The 21,915-nt window shown below is 35.3% G+C and carries 23 protein-coding genes; 21 read left to right on the forward strand and 2 right to left on the reverse strand.

Translation table 11 applies throughout. From position 1 onward, the window contains the following. The first annotated feature begins 23 nt into the window (after positions 1–23). Both DFQ03_RS01745 and DFQ03_RS01750 read left to right on the forward strand, forming a co-directional pair. A complete protein-coding gene (locus tag DFQ03_RS01745; protein ID WP_133671309.1) occupies positions 24–1,538 on the forward strand; it encodes a Do family serine endopeptidase in 1,515 nt (504 codons plus the stop codon). Positions 1,539–1,616: 78 nt separating this feature from the next. Next, positions 1,617–2,390, forward strand: a complete 774-nt coding sequence (locus tag DFQ03_RS01750) for a patatin-like phospholipase family protein (protein WP_133671310.1) — start codon at positions 1,617–1,619, stop codon at positions 2,388–2,390. Positions 2,391–2,399: 9 nt separating this feature from the next. Here the strand turns inward: DFQ03_RS01750 and DFQ03_RS01755 are convergent, their stop codons facing one another. Both DFQ03_RS01755 and DFQ03_RS01760 read right to left on the reverse strand, forming a co-directional pair. After that, entirely contained in the window at positions 2,400–4,247 is a 1,848-nt protein-coding gene (locus DFQ03_RS01755; RefSeq protein WP_133671311.1) for an SLC13 family permease, read from the reverse strand. Between the two features lie 217 nt (positions 4,248–4,464). Then, positions 4,465–5,514: a ferredoxin--NADP reductase gene (locus DFQ03_RS01760; RefSeq protein ID WP_133671312.1), complete on the reverse strand. Its 1,050-nt coding sequence runs from the start codon at positions 5,512–5,514 to the stop codon at positions 4,465–4,467. Between the two features lie 248 nt (positions 5,515–5,762). Here DFQ03_RS01760 and DFQ03_RS01765 point away from each other — a divergent pair, with 248 nt between their 5' ends. From DFQ03_RS01765 to DFQ03_RS01845, 19 genes are all read left to right on the forward strand, one after another. Further along, positions 5,763–6,008: a hypothetical protein gene (locus DFQ03_RS01765; protein WP_133671313.1), complete on the forward strand. Its 246-nt coding sequence runs from the start codon at positions 5,763–5,765 to the stop codon at positions 6,006–6,008. A gap of 438 nt (positions 6,009–6,446) precedes the next feature. Then, on the forward strand, positions 6,447–6,797 hold the full coding sequence (locus DFQ03_RS01770; RefSeq protein ID WP_133671314.1) for a YciI family protein: 351 nt from the start codon (positions 6,447–6,449) through the stop codon (positions 6,795–6,797). A gap of 3 nt (positions 6,798–6,800) precedes the next feature. Further along, positions 6,801–7,676, forward strand: a complete 876-nt coding sequence (locus DFQ03_RS01775) for an RNA polymerase sigma factor (protein ID WP_243834391.1) — start codon at positions 6,801–6,803, stop codon at positions 7,674–7,676. 90 nt (positions 7,677–7,766) lie between these two features. Then, positions 7,767–8,039, forward strand: a complete 273-nt coding sequence (locus tag DFQ03_RS18970) for a hypothetical protein (RefSeq protein WP_243834392.1) — start codon at positions 7,767–7,769, stop codon at positions 8,037–8,039. 112 nt (positions 8,040–8,151) lie between these two features. Further along, on the forward strand, positions 8,152–9,621 hold the full coding sequence (locus tag DFQ03_RS01780) for a DUF5687 family protein (protein ID WP_133671315.1): 1,470 nt from the start codon (positions 8,152–8,154) through the stop codon (positions 9,619–9,621). Between the two features lie 55 nt (positions 9,622–9,676). Continuing rightward, positions 9,677–10,396 (forward strand): ABC transporter ATP-binding protein, encoded by a 720-nt coding sequence (locus DFQ03_RS01785; protein ID WP_133671316.1) that lies wholly within the window; start codon positions 9,677–9,679, stop codon positions 10,394–10,396. A 29-nt stretch (positions 10,397–10,425) separates the two neighbouring features. Next, positions 10,426–11,130, forward strand: coding sequence for a hypothetical protein (locus DFQ03_RS01790; protein ID WP_133671317.1), 705 nt, complete (start codon positions 10,426–10,428; stop codon positions 11,128–11,130). A gap of 340 nt (positions 11,131–11,470) precedes the next feature. Next, positions 11,471–13,981 carry a type IX secretion system periplasmic lipoprotein PorW/SprE gene (porW, locus tag DFQ03_RS01795; RefSeq protein ID WP_394346255.1) on the forward strand — a complete coding sequence of 837 codons (2,511 nt, stop codon included), beginning with the start codon at positions 11,471–11,473 and terminating at the stop codon, positions 13,979–13,981. Positions 13,982–13,984: 3 nt separating this feature from the next. Then, positions 13,985–14,398, forward strand: a complete 414-nt coding sequence (locus DFQ03_RS01800) for a bactofilin family protein (protein ID WP_133671319.1) — start codon at positions 13,985–13,987, stop codon at positions 14,396–14,398. After that, positions 14,376–14,603: an AtpZ/AtpI family protein gene (locus tag DFQ03_RS01805; RefSeq protein WP_133671320.1), complete on the forward strand. Its 228-nt coding sequence runs from the start codon at positions 14,376–14,378 to the stop codon at positions 14,601–14,603. Before DFQ03_RS01800 ends, DFQ03_RS01805 begins: the two co-directional genes overlap by 23 nt. 3 nt (positions 14,604–14,606) lie before the next feature. After that, positions 14,607–14,999 carry a DUF6168 family protein gene (locus DFQ03_RS19225; RefSeq protein ID WP_394346248.1) on the forward strand — a complete coding sequence of 131 codons (393 nt, stop codon included), beginning with the start codon at positions 14,607–14,609 and terminating at the stop codon, positions 14,997–14,999. 90 nt (positions 15,000–15,089) lie between these two features. Further along, positions 15,090–16,268: a F0F1 ATP synthase subunit A gene (gene atpB, locus DFQ03_RS01810; protein ID WP_394346249.1), complete on the forward strand. Its 1,179-nt coding sequence runs from the start codon at positions 15,090–15,092 to the stop codon at positions 16,266–16,268. 38 nt (positions 16,269–16,306) lie between these two features. Then, positions 16,307–16,501: an ATP synthase F0 subunit C gene (gene atpE / locus DFQ03_RS01815; RefSeq protein ID WP_027065438.1), complete on the forward strand. Its 195-nt coding sequence runs from the start codon at positions 16,307–16,309 to the stop codon at positions 16,499–16,501. Positions 16,502–16,589: 88 nt separating this feature from the next. Then, positions 16,590–17,090: a F0F1 ATP synthase subunit B gene (locus DFQ03_RS01820; protein WP_133671321.1), complete on the forward strand. Its 501-nt coding sequence runs from the start codon at positions 16,590–16,592 to the stop codon at positions 17,088–17,090. A gap of 8 nt (positions 17,091–17,098) precedes the next feature. Next, on the forward strand, positions 17,099–17,638 hold the full coding sequence (gene atpH, locus DFQ03_RS01825) for an ATP synthase F1 subunit delta (RefSeq protein ID WP_133671322.1): 540 nt from the start codon (positions 17,099–17,101) through the stop codon (positions 17,636–17,638). 60 nt (positions 17,639–17,698) lie between these two features. Continuing rightward, positions 17,699–19,276 (forward strand): F0F1 ATP synthase subunit alpha, encoded by a 1,578-nt coding sequence (gene atpA / locus DFQ03_RS01830; RefSeq protein ID WP_133671323.1) that lies wholly within the window; start codon positions 17,699–17,701, stop codon positions 19,274–19,276. A 24-nt stretch (positions 19,277–19,300) separates the two neighbouring features. Further along, a complete protein-coding gene (locus DFQ03_RS01835) occupies positions 19,301–19,639 on the forward strand; it encodes a four helix bundle protein (protein ID WP_133671324.1) in 339 nt (112 codons plus the stop codon). A gap of 30 nt (positions 19,640–19,669) precedes the next feature. Further along, positions 19,670–20,533 (forward strand): ATP synthase F1 subunit gamma, encoded by an 864-nt coding sequence (atpG, locus tag DFQ03_RS01840; protein ID WP_133671325.1) that lies wholly within the window; start codon positions 19,670–19,672, stop codon positions 20,531–20,533. 140 nt (positions 20,534–20,673) lie between these two features. Next, positions 20,674–21,894 carry a TCR/Tet family MFS transporter gene (locus tag DFQ03_RS01845; RefSeq protein ID WP_133671326.1) on the forward strand — a complete coding sequence of 407 codons (1,221 nt, stop codon included), beginning with the start codon at positions 20,674–20,676 and terminating at the stop codon, positions 21,892–21,894. Positions 21,895–21,915: the final 21 nt, after the last annotated feature.

Raw genomic sequence — 21,915 nt, forward strand, 5'->3', positions numbered from 1 at the left:
AGAATCATAAAAATAATATACATATGAAATCAGACACAAAAACCAGAAGCGCTTGGAAGGTCTACTTCTTTTCAGCGGTTATTGCCCTTGCAGTAAGTTACGGGGTACTACATTTTAACAAACAAGAGGTAAAAGTATCTAGCGGAGTAACCGTAGTAGAATCTGTTCCTGGAGCACAAGCTTTATACACGAAGGATAATGAAGGTAACATTAAGCCTTTAGATTTTACCGAAACCTCTGAAAAAGTTTTAGATGCCGTTGTACATATTAAATCGACCCAAACAGGGTCATCTTATCAAAATCAAGGTGCACGCGAATTGCCAGACCCTTTCAAAGAGTTTTTTGGCGATATGTTTAAGGGGCAATCTCCACAAGGTTCTTCATCTAGACCTAGGGTAGGTACAGGTTCGGGTGTTATCATTAATGACAAAGGTTACATTGTAACGAATAACCACGTTATCGATAATGCAGATGAGGTTGAGGTTACTTTATACAACAACCAATCGTACAAGGCGACAGTTATTGGTACTGACCCAACTACAGATTTAGCATTATTACAGATAAAGGCAGATAACTTAAAAACGATGTCTTTGGTAAATTCCGATGATGTTGAAGTTGGCGAATGGGTATTGGCAGTTGGTAATCCGTTGGGTTTGAACTCTACGGTTACTGCAGGTATCGTAAGTGCAAAGGCAAGAAGTATACATATTAACTCAGATAAGTTTGCGGTAGAAAGTTTTATACAGACCGATGCGGCCATAAATCCAGGTAATAGTGGGGGAGCGTTGGTTAATCTTGATGGTAATTTGGTGGGAATCAACACAGCCATTGCCAGTACAACTGGTACTTACACCGGATACGGATTTGCAGTGCCAAGTAATATTGTTACCAAAGTAGTTGAAGATTTACTAAAATTCGGAAATGTACAACGCGGTATGTTAGGTGTAACCATTAGAACTATGGATAGTAACCTTGCCAAAGAAAAAGATGTTGACTTTACCAAAGGTGTTTGGGTAGAGCAAGTTGGTGAAGAAAGTGGCGCTGACTTGGCGGGGATGGAATCTGGCGATATTATCGTTAGTGTAAATGGAAAAGAAACCGCTACGTCACCTAGACTTCAAGAAATTATTGCCGGTAAAAGACCTGGTGACAAAGTTGCTATTATTATCAATAGAAATGGTAAAGAAAAAGAATTGGAAGTAGAACTTCATAATTCTCAAGGTGGAACCAACATAATCAAAAAGGAAGAAAAAGAAGTTTTTAACCTTTTAGGTGCCGATTTTGAGAATGTAAATAAAGAAATCGCCAAAAAGTTCGGATTGGATGGCGGAGTTCAAGTAACCAAATTATATCCTGGTAAGATTAAGAGTGAAACACAAATGCGGGCAGGTTTTATTATTACGCATATTGATGGTAAACACGTAAAGGATGTTGATGATGTTGCTACTATTTTAGAAAACAAAAAAGGCGGAGTGATGTTAGAAGGAATTTATGAAGATGGCACAAAAAATTATTATGCCTTCGGATTGGATTCATAGTCCGCATTAATGATTAATTTTATGCCGAGCGAATAATAATATTGGCTCGGCATTTTTTTTGAAATTAATTCTAGATAGATGCAATTAGGTTCTAAGTCCATAGGTTTAGTGCTTTCAGGTGGGGGCATAAGAGGCATGGCACATATTGGTGTTATAAAGGCAATGCAAGAATTTGGTCTTGAGGCAAAGGTGGTATCCGGAAGCAGTATTGGTGCTTTGGTAGGTGCGTTGTACGCGGCAGATAAACCTGTTGTTGACATGCTCAAGTTTTTTAAGGAAACTCCGCTTTTTAAATACAATTACTTTGCTGTTGCCAAACCCGGTTTATTGAATAGCGAGAGTTATATATCTTCCTTTAAACAGTATTTTCCAGATGATAGTTTTGAGGCTTTAAATAGAGAGCTTCACGTAGTCGCTACTAATTTGCAAAAAGGCGAAGAGCTTTTTATTGATAAAGGAGAACTGATTAAACCCTTATTGGCTTCTGCCGCATTACCACCCGTTTTTAGTCCGGTAGAGTATAATGGTGAATTATATGCCGATGGCGGAATCATGAATAATTTTCCTTCAGAGCCGGTTTTGTCTAGGGTAGAGTATGTAATAGGTAGTAATGTTTCAGTGGTTTCTCAATTAGAGAAAAAACATTTGAACAATTCTTTTCAATTGACAGGCAGAGTAACAGGATTGATGATTTACGCCATAAACAGACAAAAAATCAACAACTGTCATCTTATTCTAGAATCAAAAGAGCTGGAACATATTGGTTTGTTGGATAGACGAGGAATTGAAAAAGCCTATGCCATTGGTTATGAAGCTGCAGTCAGAAAATTCAAAGAGGTCTTTTCAGAATAATTCAGTTAGCTATAGCATGGCACTTAAAAGCAAGGTACCAACTATCCATAATACCAATGATATTACTCCGCCAATTACAAGAAAGTGTTTAAACTTATAGATTCCCATGCTGTAAATAAGGGCGTTTGTTTGATAGCCTAACGGAGTAAAGAAGCTAAAATTTGCTGCGAACATCACACAAAGAATAAATGGTTTAGGGTCAAGATTTAATCCGCTGGCAAGTGAAATACCTATTGGGGCCATGATAATAGCTGTAGCGTTGTTAGATACTACACTACTTAAAATCATGGTAGTTAAAAACAACAATCCTATAATAAATAAAGGTTGCTGACCTGACATTAAAGCTAATAATTCTTCCGTAATCCAAGTGTCTGCCTTGGCATTACTCATCGCAATACCTAACGGTATCATACCTGCTAATAAGAATATAATTTGCCAGTTTATCTTTTCATAAATGCGATTTAGCTCTACACACTTAAATAGAAGCATTGCTAAAGTTCCTGTAATTACACTGGTCATAACCTCAAAAACTCCCGTTGCTGCCATGGTAATCGTGGCAATAAGAATTAGAATCGATAGATTTCTTTTAAACGGAGTAGCCGGTGTACGCCCTTCATATTGATTAAGCACCGCTAGATTATTACTGTTTTCAAAGTTTGAAACGTATTCGGGCTTTGTTTGTATTAATAGTCGGTCACCAACATGTAGTTTGGTAAATTCATGGTTACTTTGATGTAATCGGTTTCGAAGAATGCGTAGCTTCTTTCGTTTATTGACCGCAAGCGGAATAGCTCTTGGAATCAACATGGTTTTTAATTCTGTCAAATTTTTACCTAAAAAGCGGGAGCCTGGTAAAAGCAATAATTCCAGTAGTAGATTTTCATCTGTATTTTCAGAGTCCTCCTTATCCTTTTTATCGGAATCTGCTACTTTTTTAATTTGAGTAGTTTTTGTGGATGTAAAATGGTCTTTTTCTTCCTGTTCTAACTCAAAATAGCCTTCACCTCGCATTTTTTGAAGGTTTTCTAGGCTGCAATGCAACAGAATTACATCATTTGGTTTAATCAACAAATCGTGATTCAATAAATTTTGGTCGTAACCATAGCGGGTTAAGCGAAGTACGGTAATATCAGTTTCCTTGAACATAAAACTTTCCCCTATGGGCTTGTCAACTAATGGTGATTCTTCCTCAACCGTTAATGTCAAAAGATAACGATCAAGGTCATAATTATCAGAAAGCTCACCTGTGTTTTTTGGTAAAAACCGATAGAAAAGAGCAATTATACCTATAGAAATGACCAAAAAAGTGCCTCCCATGAGCGAAAATTCAAAAAAACCGAGTTTTTCGCCTGTGTATCTAGCAGCGATATTACTGACCAATAAGTTGGTTGAAGTTCCCATTAAGGTACAACTGCCGCCTAAAATACTGGCGAAAGAAATGGGCAATAATAATTTACCCGGAGGCAGCTGATACTTTTCTCGTAGTTCTGCAACAATTTTTATAAATACGATGACTACGGCAGTAGAACTGACAAAGGCAGAAATACTACCAGCAATAAGCATTATAGCAACAGTTGCTAAAACTACGGGCCAGTTCTTTAAGATTTTTAATCCCTTTGCTAAGTAGGTTATAGCACCATTTTCTTCTAAGCCGATTGCTAAAATCATCAAGCATAAAATAGTGATGACCGCTTTGTTAGAAAATCCGCTGACTGCCTCTTCTGGTGAAACGAGTCCTGTCAATAATAAGGCAGCAATAATACAGAAGGATATTTTATCCATCGGAAAAATCTCAAACGCAAACAATATTATTACAGCCGCGATGATGATAAATACACCAATGATTTCGATGGTCATATCTAATGAGAATTGAAAATGTTATCAAAGATATTTCAACGCCCAAATTGGGATGACTCAATCGAATATATTTTAGCTTTTAATGAATAAACATATGGAAAAGAAAAAACGTCATTACGAATGAAGTGTAGTAATCTGCTGAATAGATGTGCCTATTGGTTAGATTGCTTCGTACCTCGCAATGACGTTCTTTAAGATTTAGTTTTGCCTCAGGGGCTTACACATCATCATAATCTACCTTAATAGTAGGTGTAGTTGGGTGTGCTTGGCAGGTTAGAATAAATCCGTCTGCGATTTCTTTATCGGTCAAAATTTGGTTCATAACCATTTCAGCTTTTCCTTCTGTTACCTTGGCAATACAGCTACTGCATACTCCGCCTTGGCAAGAATAAGGTGCATCAATATTTTCCTTTAAAACAGCATCGAGTATCATGGTTTTCTTGTCCATCGTAAACTGAAATTCCTCATCGTCAACAAGAACGGTAACCGCAGTTTGACCATCTGCTTGTATAGGTAATTCCTCTTTTATTTCAGTAGGCGTAAAAAGCTCGAAATGGATTTTATCCTTTTCTACTTCATTCTCGATTAAAGTATCTTGAACCAAACGGATCATCTCTTCTGGTCCGCATAAATAATATCCGTCGAAATCAACATCCTTATGCTTGTTCAACAAGGCATAATTTACCGTTGAGGTGTCTATTCTACCAAATAAAGCCTTGTCTTCACGGGTTTGGCTATTGGTGAAGTACACAAAAAACCGATTGGCATATTCTAGTTCTAATTTTACTAAATCGGTATAGAACATGGTCTCTTCGTAAGATTTGTTACCGTAAACCAAAACAAATTTGTTCTTAGGGTTACTATCCAAAACCGATTTTACGATACTCATAATTGGTGTAATACCGCTACCTGCAGCAAAAGCGGCAATGTTCTGTACTTCTTTGGTCGTATTGAATACGAAACGACCTTCTGGTTCCATTACCTCTAAGGTATCGCCTACCTTTAATTCTGAGTTGGCGTAATTGGAGAATCCGCCATTATCTACTTTTTTGATGCCGATGGTAATGCCATCTTTTTCAGGTGATGAACTAATGGAGTATGCTCTTCTAAGTTCTTTTCCCTTAATCTCTTTTTTAATGGTGATATACTGACCCGCCGTAAAGGTGAAAGTCTGTGCCAATTCTTTCGGAATTGAAAACGTAACGGCAACAGAGGTTGGCGTTAATTTCTTGATATGTTTTACCGTTAATGGGTGAAAATGCGACATATGTTCGTTTCTTTAAATCGATTTACAAAATTAAGCATGCTTTTGCGATATCATATGACATTTGTCAAAAAAGTCTAACGGTCAATGGCTTTTACAGCGTTTTTCTCACATTAAATAATCCTTAATTTATCTTTTTTGAAAAAAAGTTCTAAAAAATGTCCCTAATTTGATTTTGGTATCCTCATTGGGTAAATAAAAAAAACTTAGAGTAGGTTATTTTTAAATACTAAAATAGTTAAATCCTAATTATGAAATTTTTCAAAGCTATTGGTTTACTGATTTTGGGGTTGATAATGATTTATTTTTCACTAAAAAAAACAAAATATGATAAAGAGTTTGATGACGATTTGTCTAAAAATCTAAAGGATGAGTTAAAATTTTATGGTGCGACGGTTAATTTTAAGCTACTCTTATTTGGCATGTTTTCGCTGTTGATTGGAATTATATTTCTTTTATCGGAACTGGAGCTGATTGATATTTCTATCTCCGAATAGCCCCCGCTAGCGCAGGTCTTTGACGAGTGCTGTGCCAAGAAAGTACAGGTTTAATAAATTAATATAATATCTACACTGGTGCTCGTTTGCAAGAGGCTCCATACTAGATAGAGGAATATTATTAAACCCCATACTGCCAATAATATAAGTAAAACCTAGCGTGAGTTTTTAACTCGTGCCGTAACAGTAACCACAAGAGCAAAAAGAGCTACAAAAATTAATTTATAGTGGTTGCTCAATTCGAACTGTCAAGCTATTATTAAATATTAGTGGTAGTGGAGGATGGTAACAGAAGTTATTTCAGTTTAAATAATCCTTAATTTATCTTTTTTGAAAAAAAACATATGAAAATTGTCCCTAATTTGATTTCGGTTACGTCATGAGGTAAACAAAAAGAACTTAGAGCGAGTTCTATGTAAAAATTAAAACGATTAAATTATGAAAGATTTTATGATGATTTTCATTGGTGCAGATTACCAAGAATTAGGTTTATCGCCAGAGCAGTTGCAAGAACGTATGGGAAAATGGTTCGCTTGGAACGAAAAAATGCAAAAACAAGGTATCGTAAAAGCTGGTGATGCATTGGTTCCAAATGTAAAAAGAGTATCTGGACCTAACCGTACCGTAACCGATGCCCCGTTGATTGAAGGTAAAGAATTAATTGGAGGGTACTATATTGTACAAGCAGAGAATGCCGATGCCGTTGTAAAAATTGCAGGAGATTACCCGGATTACGATTTAGATGGCACCGTAGAAATTAGGGAAGTAATGGTATTTGACCAACAATAATATATGGAACATAAAGTAGTAGACCATCTTTTTAGACATCATTACGGGAAGATGGTCGCTATTTTAATCCGTTTTTTCGGCTTATCTCATATAGAAACTATTGAAGATGCGGTACAGGATACCTTTATTAAAGCAACTTCTCAATGGCGAACCCAAATTCCCGATAATCCAGAAGCTTGGCTGAATAGGGTTGCCAAAAACAGAACAATTGATATTCTAAGAAGTATACAAGCCGAAAAGAATAGAAATCTTGCTATTAACACAGGTGCATCTTCGCTACAGATTGATGAACTTTTTTTAGACCATGAAGTAGCCGATAGTCAATTACGAATGATTTTCGTTGCATGTCACCCAAGTTTAAACCCTAGCGAACAAATAGCCTTTGCACTTAAAACAATTTCAGGTTTTAGCATTAAAGAAATAGCTGCGGCATTGTTGACCAAGGAAGAAACTATTTCCAAACGACTGACTCGGGCAAAGAAAACAATTATAGAAAGGGATATTCAGTTTCAGTACCCAAATCCAGAAGCAATTCATAATCGTATGGAGCGGGTCATGAAAGTCATTTATTTGACATTTAATGAGGGGTTTCATTCTACCAATCAAGACAAATTGATTAAGGAAGATTTGTGTGGCGAAGCTATTCGCCTTTGTCAATTACTTTTAAAAAAGGAACAATTTAGAAGTGGCAGTTTATATGTGCTTTTTGCATTGCTGTGTTTTCATATGTCACGACTGGAAAGTAAAATTTCGTCTAATAATCAATTGGTTAATTTGAAAAACCAAAACCGTACCAAATGGTATTTTCCACTGATAAAAATGGGGAATAGCGCAATGCACAAAGCCATGGATTACGATGATAGTTCGGTGTATCATTAAGAAGCTGCTATAGCCTCTGAACATTTAAATGCAAAAACATTTAAAGATACCAACTGGAGAAAGATTTCTTATTGGTATGAACAGTTGCATATGTTTGAACCTAACATGTTTACATTGTTAAATCATGCAACAGTTTGTCTTCAACTAAACGATTTAGCGAAAACATATCAAATACTAAAAAGCATTGATGTTGCTGAACTTGGTCAAAGGGGCTATCTATATTATGGTTGTTTTGCGGAATATTATCTGAAAAAAGGTGAGAAAGATTTGGCAATTTCATTTTTGGATAAAGCACTGCTGGAAACTTCGAATAAATTGGAGCGGGAGTTTTTGATGAAGAAGCGGGAGGTTATGAATGGTTGATTTTCACCAATTATATATTAAGGTATAAACAAAGAGATTAGATAATTTTATAATTGTTTGTAACAAACTCAAGATTTTTCTTACTTATATTCCAAATACTAAAACCAACCGAATGTTTAAACGCTTTGCTTCCTTACAATGGAAATCTTTTTTTAGGTCTTCTAACCTTGGTAAAAGTTTAGGGATAAAAATAGTAATGGGTTTTTTTGCGGTTTATATGTTGATATCGCTTGCCGTATCTGGTGGGGGTATGTACTTTCTACTGCGCAAAATTTTCCCAGATCAAAACCCAATATGGATCGTTAGTCAATATTTTATTTACTGGATTCTAATGGAATTAATGCTCAGGTATTTTATGCAAAAACTACCGGTAATGGACATTAAGCCTTTTTTGACCACACCGGTGAAGAAAAGTACCATAGCACATTATATATTAGGTAGATCTGCGGCATCTATTTATAATTTATTGACCTTATTTTTTATTGTTCCCTTCGCTATTGTTCTTTTATTCAATGATTACCCTGTATTGAATGTATTATTATGGGTTGTTGCAATAAAGGCAATTGTTCTTAGTATTAATTATATAAACCTTTTGGTCAATAAAAATGACAAGGTTCTTATTGCTATTGTAAGCTTACTCGTTTTGGGCTATGGATTAGATTATTTTGGGGTGTTTTCTATTAAGGAATTTTTTGCGCCCGTTTTTCATGCACTTTATGCATATCCCATAGCAGTATTGATACCCGTTGCTCTAGCCTTGCTCATGTATTATATAAACTATACATATTTAAAAGATAAAATTTACCTAGATGCAAAACTCAAAGCGAAATCGGTAGAGGCAAATACCTCAGATTTAGCTTGGACGAAACGTTTTGGTGAAATGGGCTCTTTCTTACAACTTGATCTTAAAATGATATGGCGTAATAAAAGAACCAAGTCTCAAGTATATATTTCCTTGCTATTTGTTTTTTACGGCTTAGTGTTTTACACCCAAGATATATATAGTAGTATGATGCCTATGAAAGCTTTTGTCGGCATATTTATGACTGGTATTTTCTTAAGTAATTTCGGTCAGTTTATTCCCGCTTGGGATAGTAGTTACTATAGTATGATGATGTCGCAAAATATACCCATGCGCAAGTATTTGGAGTCTAAAGTTTCTTTAATTACGGTGAGTATAGTGGCTATGTTTTTATTGACTATACCTTATGTTTACTTTGGTTGGGATGCCTTGGCAATCAATTTTGGCTGTGCCTTATATAATTTAGGAGTAAATATACCGGTCATTTTATATTTCGGTTCTTTCAACAAGAAAAGGATTGAATTAGATCAGAGTCCGTTCGGTAATATGCAAGGTGCAAGTGCCACTCAATTTCTAGTAATGCTTCCTGTATTAGTTGTTCCTATTATTATATTTTCCATCTTTTATTACATTTTTAATTTAGAAGTGGCAGTAGGTGTACTTTCAGTTTTAGGAATTATCGGTTTTGCCATGAAGAATTATCTATTTGGTTTAATTACGGAACAATACAAGAAAAAGAAATACGGAATGATTGCGGGCTTTAAAGAGAAAGCGAGTTAGTCTTTATCTATTTATCACATTACAATTCATCCAAAAAATATAGAACAACAAGATTATGATTACAATAGAAAATTTATCCAAAATTTACGGCGCACATAAAGTATTGAATATAGAATCTTTAAATATTCCAACAGGACAAAGTTTCGGTTTGGTTGGTAATAATGGGGCAGGTAAAACAACGCTTTTTAGTTTGTTGCTTGACCTAATTCAGCCAACTACAGGTCATATTATTAATAACGAAGTTCAAGTAAACACCAGTGAAAATTGGAAACCGTTTACATCATCTTTTATAGATGAAACTTTTTTGATCGGGTATTTGACTCCCGAAGAGTATTTTTACTTCATTGGTGACCTTCGCGGCCAAAACAAAGCTGATGTTGATGCGCTTTTAGCACAGTATCAAGATTTCTTTCACGGTGAAATTTTGGGTCAGAAAAAGTACTTGAGAGATTTGTCTAAAGGGAATCAAAAAAAAGCTGGTATTGTAGCTTCGTTTATTGGTAATCCAAAAGTGGTAATTTTAGATGAACCTTTTGCAAACCTAGATCCAACGACTCAAATTCGATTAAAGCAAATAATTAAAGAACTAGCGGAACAAAAAGACGTAACAGTTTTAGTTTCTAGTCACGATTTAATTCATGTAACCGAAGTATGTGAGCGTATTGTGGTGTTAAACAAAGGCGAGGTGGTAAGAGATATTGAAACTTCTACCGAAACTTTAAAAGAATTAGAAGTGTTCTTTGGTTCAGATAATGCTGAGGTAATTGTGGAATAATCTATATTTTAGACACATATACTAGTTAAATGACTTCTGATTTAAATTCGTTAATTGATTATTATCAATGGGAAATTATTAGAATACAGGCTCAAATCGATGAAAATCTAGAAATGCATTTTTACAACGAGATTGAGTTTGATATAGTTGCTTTACGCGACTTGAAAAATGAGTTGGATGCTATATTAACATTGCAAGATTCAAGGTACCCGAAGATTACAAGAGTAAAAGATCGAATTGAATATTATAAAACAAAGATTACGGAACAGGGAAAATCAAGTGACTTCAAAGATGTCTATGAGATTCGAATTCGTGAAGTTGAAAAGGAATTGGAAGCATTATTACATGTAAAAAATAAGTCAATTTCGTTTGAAACTCAATATGTAGATGATGCTTTGTATAAATTATATTCAAAAGAGATTGTTGCTTTCAATTTATACCTCATAGAAAATAAGCAAACTTACTTAAATCTAAATTTGGCAGATACTAATGATATAAGAATTACTGTTTATCTTGAGAATAAGAATGATTATTCATGGTACAGAAAATACTCTTTAATTAAAGATTTAAAACTTTATGATTTAGAAGGTGGAGGAATGTATTTGACAAGGAGAATTTATAACTCAAATACCTTATTAGAAATTAAAGAGCTTCTATCAAGAATCGTAATAGCAATTAAGAGTGTCGGTCATGTTAAGAATGAAATCTATTTAGAACTCATCGAAAATAAGTAATTATCAAAATTTTATAGTAATATTAATAAAACTGACCGTTAGGTCGGTTTTTCAATAGTACACCTTTACTGTAAGGTTAATAAAAGTCGATAAAGAAATCGTTGATCAGATTAACTGCAATAAAATGATGAAATCTTGATCATTTTATGTCAAAACAAACTACTCAGTCTGTTATAAAAGTATCTTCCAGCTTGTTTCCATTATAATCATTCAAAAATAAATATGTAGTTTACCGATGAACGGTATAATAATCTGGTTGTTTTTAAGTTAAACATACATACGTAGATCAACTATTTTGAATCTTAGAAACAAACTCATTTTATCCGGTGTTTTGGCGAGTATGCTATTTAATGCATGTTCTGTCAAGAAAGACAAGTTCGTAAACCGTAATTGGCACGCGCTCAATACCAAGTACAATACCTTGTATAATGGTAACATTGCCTTTGACCTGGGGCGAGAAACTTTGAACGATACTTATCAAGATGACTATTTTGAAGTGTTGCCAATAGAACGTTTAGAAGTTAGTGGCGAAATAAAACTAGATTCAGAAGACAACAACCCTAATTTCCTTATTGCGGAAGAAAAAGCGACCAAGGCTATTCAACGCCATAGTATGGATATTAAGGATGAAGAGCGTAATCCGCAAATTGATGAAGCTTTTCTTCTTTTAGGTAAAGCCCGTTATTTTGACGAACGCTACATTCCTGCACTAGAATCCTTTAATTACATTCTTAACAAATACTCTGAAAGCGACAAGCTTAATGAAGCCAGTATTTGGAGAGAAAAGGTAAACATAAGACTAGAAAACGATGACCTCGCCATAAAAAATTTAAAACGCTTAATGAAGTACGAGCGTTTAAAAGACCAAGAATATGCCGATGCTAGAGCTATGTTGGCACAAGCATATATCAACTTAAATGCTCCTGATACTGCAGTGCAAAATCTTAAGGTTGCATCGCACTACACCAAGAAAAATCCTGAAAAAGGAAGATATTACTATATCATTGGTCAGTTGTACAATCAGATGGGTTTTAAGGATAGTGCTAATTATGCTTTTGATAAGGTAATTGAACTGAACAGAAAGTCTCCAAGAGTTTACATGATCAATGCGGAGATTGAAAAACTAAAGAATACCAAAGTAACTAGTGAGAATAAAGAAGAGGTACTGGAGTATTTGACCAAATTAGAGTTGAACAGAGAGAATAGACCATTTTTAGATGGTATTTATAGACAATTGGCAGAGTTTCATTTAGAGCAGGAATCTGATAGTTTGGCTTTGGTTTATTTTAATAAATCGCTTCGCGCTTCGCAAAACAAGCCAAAGTTGAATGCACTCAACTACGAGAATTTAGCGGAATACAATTTTGATGAAAGCGTTTATAAACCGGCCGGCGCATATTATGATAGCGTACTGACCAACCTTAACGAGAACACCAAAAAATTTCGTGCTATCAAAAAGAAGCGCGATAATTTAGAAGATGTTATTAAATACGAAGACATTGTACAATATTCCGATAGTGTAATTACGGTATTTGAAATGCCAAAAGAAGAGCAGTTGGCATATTTTGGTAAACATATAGAAGAATTACAAAAGGCTAAAGAAGCAGCACAGAAAAAAGAAAAGCAAAGAATTACAGATGGCTTTGCTGCATTTAGTAATAGTAAAGGAGGTAAAGAGAATAAAGGTAAATTCTATTTCTATAACATTACCAGTTTAGGCTATGGTCAAAATGATTTTAAGAATCGTTGGGGCAATAGAGAGCTCACGGATGACTGGCGTTGGTCAGACAAATCAGTCATCAATGCTGAAAATGTTGCATTGCAAAATGCAACGGGTGTAAATGATAGTTTAAGTGTAGTCAGTGAAGACGAGAAATTCTCTTTAGATTATTACATGAATCGTTTACCTACAGATGTTGCCATTATCGATAGCCTAAAGACAGAACGTAATTTTGCGAACTATCAATTAGGACTTATCTATAAGGAGAAATTCAACGAGAACTTGTTGGCAGCAGAGAAGCTTGAAAATGTATTGGCATCAAACGCCGAAGAACGATTGATTCTACCTTCAAAATATAACTTGTACAAAATTTACGAAGAAGTTGGTAGTCCGTTGAAAGAGACCATGAAGGCAGATATTATTGCCAACCATGCAGATTCTAGATACGCTGAAATATTGTTGAATCCGCAAGCGGTATTGGCAGATAGTTCTGATAGTCCAGAGAAGCGCTATGAGAGCCTATTCAAACAATATAAAGAACAACAATATTTACAAGTAATAACAGGGGCAGAGCAAAACATCAATAGGTTTACCGGCGATCCAATTGTTCCGAAATTTGAGATGTTAAAGGCAAATGCCATTGGAAGGCTGCAAGGTTTTGAACCTTTTAAAGAAGCATTGAATTATGTGGCGTTGACATATCCTAATAATCCAGAGGGTAAAAAGGCTGAACAGATGATTGCAGAGCAGCTTCCGAAGTTAGAACAAAAAGAGTTTTCACCAGAGACAGACTCTAAAGGAACATCGAACTGGAAAGTAGTTTTCCCGTTTAAAAGAAGTAATACAGATGAAGCGTTAAAATTGATGGAATTGTTAGAGCAGTCTATCATAGACCTTAGATATAAAAATATAGTTTCTAGAGATATTTATAACCTAGAAGATCAATTTGTAGTAGTACACGGATTTAAATCTAAGGATTTTGCCCTTGGGTATGCCGAGCTACTAAAAAACAATAAGGATTACCTCGTTGCTGATGAGAATTTTGTAGTTTTATCGGAGAACTATAAGATTGTACAAGTACACAAGAATATAATCGAATATAGAAATACGCTTTTAACCCCAAAACCGTGAACAATGTTTTCAGACAAACAAAAACCTAGAGCTATGAATGAAATAGGAGGTCAACCTAACAGAATAGAAAAGAACACCAAAATTAAAGGAGATATCATATCTGAAGCAGATTTTCGTATAGATGGTAAGCTAGACGGCAATGTAAAAACTTCTGGTAAAGTGGTCATTGGTAAAGATGGCTACATTCATGGTAAAGTAGAATGCGTAAACGCAGATATAGAAGGTAGCTTCAATGGCGAACTTTTAGTGTCTGACCTATTATCTTTAAAATCTTCTGCAGTTATAGAAGGTACGGTATCTGTAAATAAACTGGCTGTTGAGCCGGGCGCTACTTTTAACGCTTCTTGTTCTATGGGCGGCGGTAAAGGTACTGCAGGTTTAAAATCTTCTAACAATGGAGCCGCAAAAGCCTCGTAATGACAATTCTGAACTTTTAAGAAATGCCGCAAGTTTATCTGGTGTTGCCATACAAATGGGTGTCACTATATTCTTGGGCAATCTCTTAGGGGAGTGGTTAGATCAAAAATTTGAAAAAACGTTTTTAGAGGACATATTTACATTACTTGCTGTATTTTTGTCCATCTATTTAGTCATAAAGAAAGTTATGGCGCTAAATAAATAAACGTTGCTAAAAAATATAATTTTATATATAGTCGTGTTCACTGTTGTGGGCGCGACTTCTTATTTTCTGCAAAATCTTACTTTATTAGATCCGCCAACTTATTTTGGTCCGCTTTTGGTCAAGGCATACACTTTTCACTTCGTGTTCTCTCTTGTGTTGGTCATCATTTTCTTAATTGCCTCAAAAAACAATTCTTTTTTTGATCAGCTGGGTTTTATGTATATGGGTGTACTGGTTTTTAAGATTACAATTTTTGCGGCACTGTTCTATCCTTACCTTTTGGGTGAACTGATTATGCCTCAAATATATAGGGGTGCGCTGCTTATACCGGTGATTATTTTTTTGTTTCTAGAAGTGTTTTTTATTTCCAAAATTATGCGCAAAAAAAGACTCTAAATTTTAAAGCTGTAAAATTGGGTAGATTATGCAATAATTAACTACTTTTGCGCAAAATTTCTAGGAGCTAAATTTTTTGATAAAGAACTAATGATGCAAGTTTCAAATACGATTAAAACCTTATTACAACTTCTAATACTTTGTTTTTCATTGCAAAGTTTCGCTATATCTGATACTGAGCCAGAAGGAGCGGTAAGTGGTAAGGAACAGGTAGATGCCTATATTTTACATCACCTTAAAGATTCTCATGATTTTCATTTGTTCTCTTACACTAGTGATTCAGGAGAAAGAAAGCATGTTGGGTTTCCACTTCCCGTAATTCTTTGGTCAAGCAATGGTTTGGCAACTTTTATGTCATCAGAATTTCACCATGATGATAATGGACAAGTTGTAGTTGAAAAAAACGGTTCTAAGTTTGTTAAACTTCACAGTAAAATATATGAATTAGATGCTGGCGCTTCTTCAGTGAATTTTGATGAAGAGCACCATGCCACAAATGCACATAAGGTTTTAGATTTTTCTATTACTAAAAGTGTTGTTGGGGTGTTATTGGTTGGTTTGCTAATGTTGTTGGCCTTTTCTTCACTTGCAAAGCAATATGGAAAGAAAAAAATACCTACTGGTTTTGGTAGAGTGTTAGAGCCATTGGTGCTTTATGTAAGGGATGAGATTGCAAGACCTAATATTGGCGAAAAACATTATAGAAAATTTACAGGATATCTCTTAACGGTTTTCTTTTTTATCTGGGTGTTGAACTTATTAGGGCTTACACCGTTCGGATTTAATGTTACTGGGCAAATAGCGGTAACAGCTTGTTTGGCAATTTTCACTTTAATCATTTATACAGTTAGTGGAAATAAAGACTACTGGATGCACATTTTATGGATGCCAGGTGTACCTGTATTCGTGAAACCTATTTTGGCTATTATAGAATTAGCTGGTGCATTTATCATTAAACCATTTTCATTGTTAGTGCGTTTATTCGCAAACATATCTGCAGGTCACATTGTAGTAATGAGCTTAATTGCAATTATGTTTACATTAAAAGAGAGTTTAGGAGTAGCAGGTGCTACAGGCCTCTCATTGGTATTATCATTTTTCATTACGCTTATTGAGGTTTTAGTTGCCTTTTTACAAGCATATATTTTTACTGCGCTTTCAGCCTTGTTTATAGGCATGGCAGTTGCAGAACATGACCATGATCATGAACATGACGAGGCGGGTCACGAAGTAGCCGATACAGAAGATGTAAGAGCGGACTTCATTTAATAAGAGTTTTTTTAATTTAATTATATAAATCAATTAGTATGGTAACTTACAATTTAATTGGAGCAGGTTTAATCGTTATCGGAGCAGGTCTAGGTCTTGGTCAAATCGGTGGTAAAGCAATGGAAGGTATTGCTCGTCAACCTGAAGCGGCAGGAAAAATTCAAACTGCGATGATTATCGTAGCTGCACTTTTAGAAGGTTTAGCATTCGGTGCTTTGTTCTTAGGAAAATAAGAACGTGAAAACCCAAAGACATCTTCCTGTAACGGTTGGTTACAGGAAATGTTTTTTATTTATTGATTTAGATTTAAAAGATTAGGATATGGAAGTTTTATTGAACGATTTTTCACCAGGTTTGTTTGTTGTTCAAACAATATTATTATTAGCATTAATTTTCTTAATGGTAAAATTTGCTTGGAAACCAATTTTGAATTCTTTGAATGAAAGAGAAGCTGGTATAGAAGAAGCATTGGCTGCTGCCGATAAAGCACGCACAGATATGCAGAACTTACAAGCTGATAATGAGAAGATGCTTCAAGAAGCACGTGCTGAACGTGAGGGTATGTTGAAAGAAGCACGCGAAATCAAAGAAAAAATGATTTCTGACTCTAAAGAGCAAGCTAAGCTAGAAGGCGACAAAATGTTGAAGCAGGCACAAGCTGCAATCGAAAGCGAGAAAAAAGCTGCTGTTGCTGATATTAAAAGTCAGGTTGCAGAATTGTCTGTAGCTATTGCAGAAAAAGTTCTAAAAGAAGATTTATCTAGTAATGACAAGCAATTGAAATTGGTAGATACAATGTTGAGCGATATAAAACTTAACTAAAAGAAATAATGAGCGAATCTAGAGCTGCATTACGTTACGCAAAGGCAATATTGGATATGGCCAAGGAAAACAAAGCCTTGGATGCTGTTGAGAAAGATATGCGTTCAATCGCCGCTACAATTTCAGGTAGTAAAGAACTTAGAGATGTACTGGCTAGTCCGGTTGTTTCTGGTTCCATGAAAAAGAATGCCTTACTTGAAATTTTCAAGGGTAGTCATTCTATTACAGAAGGTGCTATTAATATGTTGGTAGACAACAAACGTTTAGCTATGCTGAATGAAGTTGCCTTAAAATATATTATTATTAATGAGCAATTAAAAGGTAAAGATGTAGCGTATGTTACAACTGCTGTACCTTTAGATGCTACAATGGAGAAGAAAATATTAAAGAAGGTTACTGAACTTACCGGTAATGAAGTTACCATTGAAAGTAAGGTTGACGAAAGTATTATTGGTGGTTTCATCTTAAGAGTTGGAGATTTACAATATGATGCTAGCGTAAGTAACAAGCTTAACAATTTAAAAAGAGAATTTTCAAATAGTCTATAATAACTATATAAGGCTTCGGATGGTTACATTCATTGCCTAATATCTTATATCTAATTAAAAATGGCAGGAGTAAAAGCCGCTGAAGTATCAGCAATTTTAAAGAAACAATTATCAGGATTTGATGCTACCGCTACTTTAGACGAAGTAGGTACTGTATTAACTGTAGGTGATGGTATCGCAAGAATCTACGGATTAGCTAATGCTCAATACGGAGAATTAGTTGAGTTCGAAGGCGGACTTGAAGGTATCGTTCTTAACCTTGAGGAAGACAACGTTGGTGTGGTTCTTTTAGGACCTTCCAAATCAGTTGGTGAGGGTGATACCGTAAAACGTACACAACGTATTGCTTCTGTAAAAGTTGGTGAAGGTATTGTTGGTCGTGTAGTGGATACTTTAGGTAACCCTATCGATGGTAAAGGACCTATTGCCGGTGATACTTATGAGATGCCATTAGAGCGTAAAGCTCCAGGGGTAATCTATAGAGAGCCTGTAACTGAGCCAATGCAATCTGGTATTAAAGCAATTGATGCGATGATCCCAGTTGGTAGAGGTCAAAGAGAGCTTGTTATTGGTGACCGTCAAACTGGTAAGACTACAGTTTGTATCGATACCATTCTAAACCAAAAAGAATTTTATGATGCTGGTGAGCCTGTTTACTGTATCTATGTTGCCATAGGTCAGAAAGCATCTACTGTTGCCGGTATCGCACAGGTATTGGAAGATAAAGGAGCAATGGCATATACTACTATCGTAGCTGCAAATGCATCTGATCCAGCGCCAATGCAAGTATATGCACCATTTACTGGAGCATCTATTGGAGAATATTTCCGTGATACAGGTCGTCCTGCATTAATTATATATGATGATTTATCTAAACAAGCGGTTGCATATCGTGAGGTGTCTCTTTTATTAAGAAGACCACCGGGACGTGAGGCTTACCCAGGTGATGTTTTCTACCTACATTCTAGATTATTAGAGCGTGCAGCAAAAGTTATCAATGATGATGATATCGCAAAAGAAATGAATGATTTGCCAGAGGTATTAAAGCCTATGGTAAAAGGTGGTGGTTCTTTAACGGCTTTACCAATTATAGAAACACAAGCGGGTGACGTTTCTGCTTATATTCCAACCAACGTAATTTCTATTACTGACGGACAGATATTTTTAGAGCAAGATTTATTCAACCAAGGTGTAAGACCGGCAATTAACGTAGGTATTTCTGTATCTCGTGTTGGTGGTAACGCTCAGATTAAATCAATGAAGAAAGTTTCAGGTACGTTGAAACTGGATCAAGCACAGTTCCGTGAATTGGAAGCTTTTGCTAAATTTGGTTCAGATTTAGATGCAGCAACATTGAACGTTATTGAAAAAGGACGTAGAAACGTTGAAATATTAAAGCAAGCACAAAACGATCCTTATACTGTTGAAGATCAGGTTGCAATTATCTATGCTGGTTCTAAGAACTTGTTAAGAGATGTGCCTGTTGAGAAAGTAAAAGAATTCGAACGTGATTACTTAGAGTTTTTGAACGCTAAGCACAGAGGTGTTCTTGATACATTGAAGTCTGGTAAACTAACCGATGAGGTTACAGATACATTGACTTCTGTTTGTAAAGAGCTTTCAGCAAAATATAAATAAGTTAAAAGTGCGGAGTGATGAGTTATGAGTAAATTGAATGAAAGTCCTATTAGGATAAAAAGTTTTGATTTTGCTTGTAATATCGTTTTGTACTGTGATACTTTAAAAGGAAATAAAGATTTTGAGCTTGCCTCTCAATTGTTAAGAAGCGGAACTAGTATTGGAGCTAATACTAGAGAAGCGCAACGAGGGGTTAGTAAAAAAGATTTTAAAAATAAGTTTGGAATTGCTCTAAAGGAGGCAGACGAGACAATGTATTGGTTAGATATATTGGAAGCAACTGGAAGAAATGTACCAAAGGATATGAAAATTAAATGCGAAGAGTTAATTAGAATTTTAGTTTCAATTATTAAAAACTCATAACTCTTCATTCATAACTTTTAACTTGAACAAATGGCAAATTTAAAGGAAATACGTAATAGGATTTCATCGGTTTCATCAACGATGCAGATTACCAGTGCCATGAAAATGGTATCTGCTGCGAAATTGAAAAAGGCGCAAGATGCTATTACGGCTATGAGACCTTATGCCGATAAGCTAACTGAACTATTACAAAACTTAAGTGCAAGTTTAGAAGGTGATTCTGGAAGTGTTTATGCCGATAATCGTGTTGTGAACAAGGTTTTAGTGGTTTCAGTTACATCTAATAGAGGTCTTTGTGGAGCTTTTAATACCAATATTTTAAAGCAATCGGTAAATCTAGCAGATAATGTTTACGCTGGTAAATCAGTTGATTTTATTGCTGTTGGTAAAAAGGCAAATGACTATTTAGGAAAACGTTTTAATGTTATCGCTAATCACAGTGGTGTTTATGATGACTTAACTTTTGATAATGTCGCTGATATTGCTGAGAGTTTAATGGAACTTTTTACTGCTGGTACATATGACCGTATTGAAATTGTGTATAACAAATTCAAAAACGCGGCAACTCAAATTGTAATGACAGAGCAATTTTTACCTATTGTTCCATTAGAGGAAGCTGAAGTAACTGCAAGTGCAGATTATACTTTTGAACCTACGAAATTAGAAATCATTGAACAATTGATTCCTAAATCTTTGAAAACACAATTGTACAAAGGTATAAGAGATTCATTTGCTAGTGAGCACGGTGCTCGTATGACTGCCATGCACAAAGCAACAGATAACGCAACAGAAATGCGTGATCAATTGAAATTAACATACAATAAAGCAAGACAAGCAGCTATTACTAACGAGATATTAGAAATCGTTGGTGGTGCAGAAGCATTGAATAATTAATTCAACTTTATAATTGATGGCTAACGCATGTGAAGTCATTTATAGCTTGAAAATATAATGAGTTGAAAACCCCACCTTAAAGTGGGGTTTTTACTTTTAAAGCTATTAGATTCCCTTTTTTATCCGACTTTTGTCTAGACATGAAATCGAGCAAAACCGCATTACTTTTTATTTTCATTACTATTTTAGTTGATGTGATCGGTATTGGCATCATTCTTCCTATTATTCCTGATTTGATTATGGAGTTAACGGGTGAAGGTAATCACATGGCAATAATCTACGGAATGTGGTTGACGACCGCTTTTGCCGGAATGCAGTTTTTGTTTTCTCCTGTGTTAGGCGAAATATCCGATAGATTTGGTAGAAGACCTATATTACTTTTAGCACTTTTAGGCTTAAGTATAGATTACTTGATTCACGCTTGGGCACCAACAATCACTTGGTTGTTTCTTGGGCGTTTTTTAGCAGGAATTACAGGCGCTAGTTTTACCGTAGCATCAGCATATATAGCTGATGTAAGTACCAAAGAAAATAAAGCGAAGAACTTTGGGTTAATCGGTGCCGCTTTCGGAATCGGATTTATTATCGGTCCTGGTATTGGAGGGTTTTTCGGTGAGATCAATATTCGACTTCCATTTTACATAGCTGCAGGCTTAACATTTGCTAACTTCCTTTTTGGATATTTCTTTGTGCCTGAATCTTTAACACCAGAGAATAGAAGACAGATTAATTTTTCTAAAATGATTCCAGGTGTTTCTTTGTTCGCATTGAGAAACTATAAAGGTATCCTGTTATTGATATCCGCTTTTTTCTTGGCTAATCTTGCCGGTCAGGCGCTTCCATCTACATGGTCATATTATGGTATTGAGCGATATGATTGGACTCCGAAACAAATAGGATTGTCGCTAATGGTCGTAGGCTTATTAGTTGCAATCGTACAAGGGTTTTTAGTGGGAAAGATTGTAAAGAAGTTTGGAAAGCGTAAAGTAATTACATTCGGTTTTTTGTTATGGACGGTTGGTATGTTCCTGTTTTCATTCGCCAAAGAACCGTGGATGCTATATGCGTTCTTAATTCCATATGCATTAGGCGGTATTGCAGGTCCTACGGTCCAAGGCGTAATTTCTAACCAAGTATCTGAAAAGGAGCAGGGAATTTTACAGGGATCGATTACTGGTCTAGTTAGTATTACTGCTATACTTGGACAATTCATCTTTGCGCCTGTATTTTATTATTTTATACGTCCTGAAGCGTCTATTTACTTTCCTGGCGCTCCATATGCGTTGGCAGCAGTATTTCTCTTAGCAGCATTTATTTTGGCTTCTATGGCTATAAATAGAATGAATGTAGAGCCGGAATAATATCTTTTTTCAATTTAGGAT

Source organism: Maribacter caenipelagi, assembly GCF_004364175.1.
In the GTDB taxonomy this organism is placed as follows: domain Bacteria; phylum Bacteroidota; class Bacteroidia; order Flavobacteriales; family Flavobacteriaceae; genus Maribacter; species Maribacter caenipelagi.

Bases quoted from the DNA above. Each gene is read 5' to 3' on its own strand.
- DFQ03_RS01745 (WP_133671309.1), top strand. From the start codon at position 24: ATGAAATCAGACACAAAAACCAGAAGCGCTTGGAAGGTCTACTTCTTT.
- DFQ03_RS01750 (WP_133671310.1), top strand. From the start codon at position 1,617: ATGCAATTAGGTTCTAAGTCCATAGGTTTAGTGCTTTCAGGTGGGGGC.
- DFQ03_RS01755 (WP_133671311.1), bottom strand. From the start codon at position 4,247: ATGACCATCGAAATCATTGGTGTATTTATCATCATCGCGGCTGTAATA.
- DFQ03_RS01760 (WP_133671312.1), bottom strand. From the start codon at position 5,514: ATGTCGCATTTTCACCCATTAACGGTAAAACATATCAAGAAATTAACG.
- DFQ03_RS01765 (WP_133671313.1), top strand. From the start codon at position 5,763: ATGAAATTTTTCAAAGCTATTGGTTTACTGATTTTGGGGTTGATAATG.
- DFQ03_RS01770 (WP_133671314.1), top strand. From the start codon at position 6,447: ATGAAAGATTTTATGATGATTTTCATTGGTGCAGATTACCAAGAATTA.
- DFQ03_RS01775 (WP_243834391.1), top strand. From the start codon at position 6,801: ATGGAACATAAAGTAGTAGACCATCTTTTTAGACATCATTACGGGAAG.
- DFQ03_RS18970 (WP_243834392.1), top strand. From the start codon at position 7,767: ATGTTTGAACCTAACATGTTTACATTGTTAAATCATGCAACAGTTTGT.
- DFQ03_RS01780 (WP_133671315.1), top strand. From the start codon at position 8,152: ATGTTTAAACGCTTTGCTTCCTTACAATGGAAATCTTTTTTTAGGTCT.
- DFQ03_RS01785 (WP_133671316.1), top strand. From the start codon at position 9,677: ATGATTACAATAGAAAATTTATCCAAAATTTACGGCGCACATAAAGTA.
- DFQ03_RS01790 (WP_133671317.1), top strand. From the start codon at position 10,426: ATGACTTCTGATTTAAATTCGTTAATTGATTATTATCAATGGGAAATT.
- porW (WP_394346255.1), top strand. From the start codon at position 11,471: ATGCTATTTAATGCATGTTCTGTCAAGAAAGACAAGTTCGTAAACCGT.
- DFQ03_RS01800 (WP_133671319.1), top strand. From the start codon at position 13,985: ATGTTTTCAGACAAACAAAAACCTAGAGCTATGAATGAAATAGGAGGT.
- DFQ03_RS01805 (WP_133671320.1), top strand. From the start codon at position 14,376: ATGGAGCCGCAAAAGCCTCGTAATGACAATTCTGAACTTTTAAGAAAT.
- atpB (WP_394346249.1), top strand. From the start codon at position 15,090: ATGATGCAAGTTTCAAATACGATTAAAACCTTATTACAACTTCTAATA.
- atpE (WP_027065438.1), top strand. From the start codon at position 16,307: ATGGTAACTTACAATTTAATTGGAGCAGGTTTAATCGTTATCGGAGCA.
- DFQ03_RS01820 (WP_133671321.1), top strand. From the start codon at position 16,590: ATGGAAGTTTTATTGAACGATTTTTCACCAGGTTTGTTTGTTGTTCAA.
- atpH (WP_133671322.1), top strand. From the start codon at position 17,099: ATGAGCGAATCTAGAGCTGCATTACGTTACGCAAAGGCAATATTGGAT.
- atpA (WP_133671323.1), top strand. From the start codon at position 17,699: ATGGCAGGAGTAAAAGCCGCTGAAGTATCAGCAATTTTAAAGAAACAA.
- DFQ03_RS01835 (WP_133671324.1), top strand. From the start codon at position 19,301: ATGAGTAAATTGAATGAAAGTCCTATTAGGATAAAAAGTTTTGATTTT.
- atpG (WP_133671325.1), top strand. From the start codon at position 19,670: ATGGCAAATTTAAAGGAAATACGTAATAGGATTTCATCGGTTTCATCA.
- DFQ03_RS01845 (WP_133671326.1), top strand. From the start codon at position 20,674: ATGAAATCGAGCAAAACCGCATTACTTTTTATTTTCATTACTATTTTA.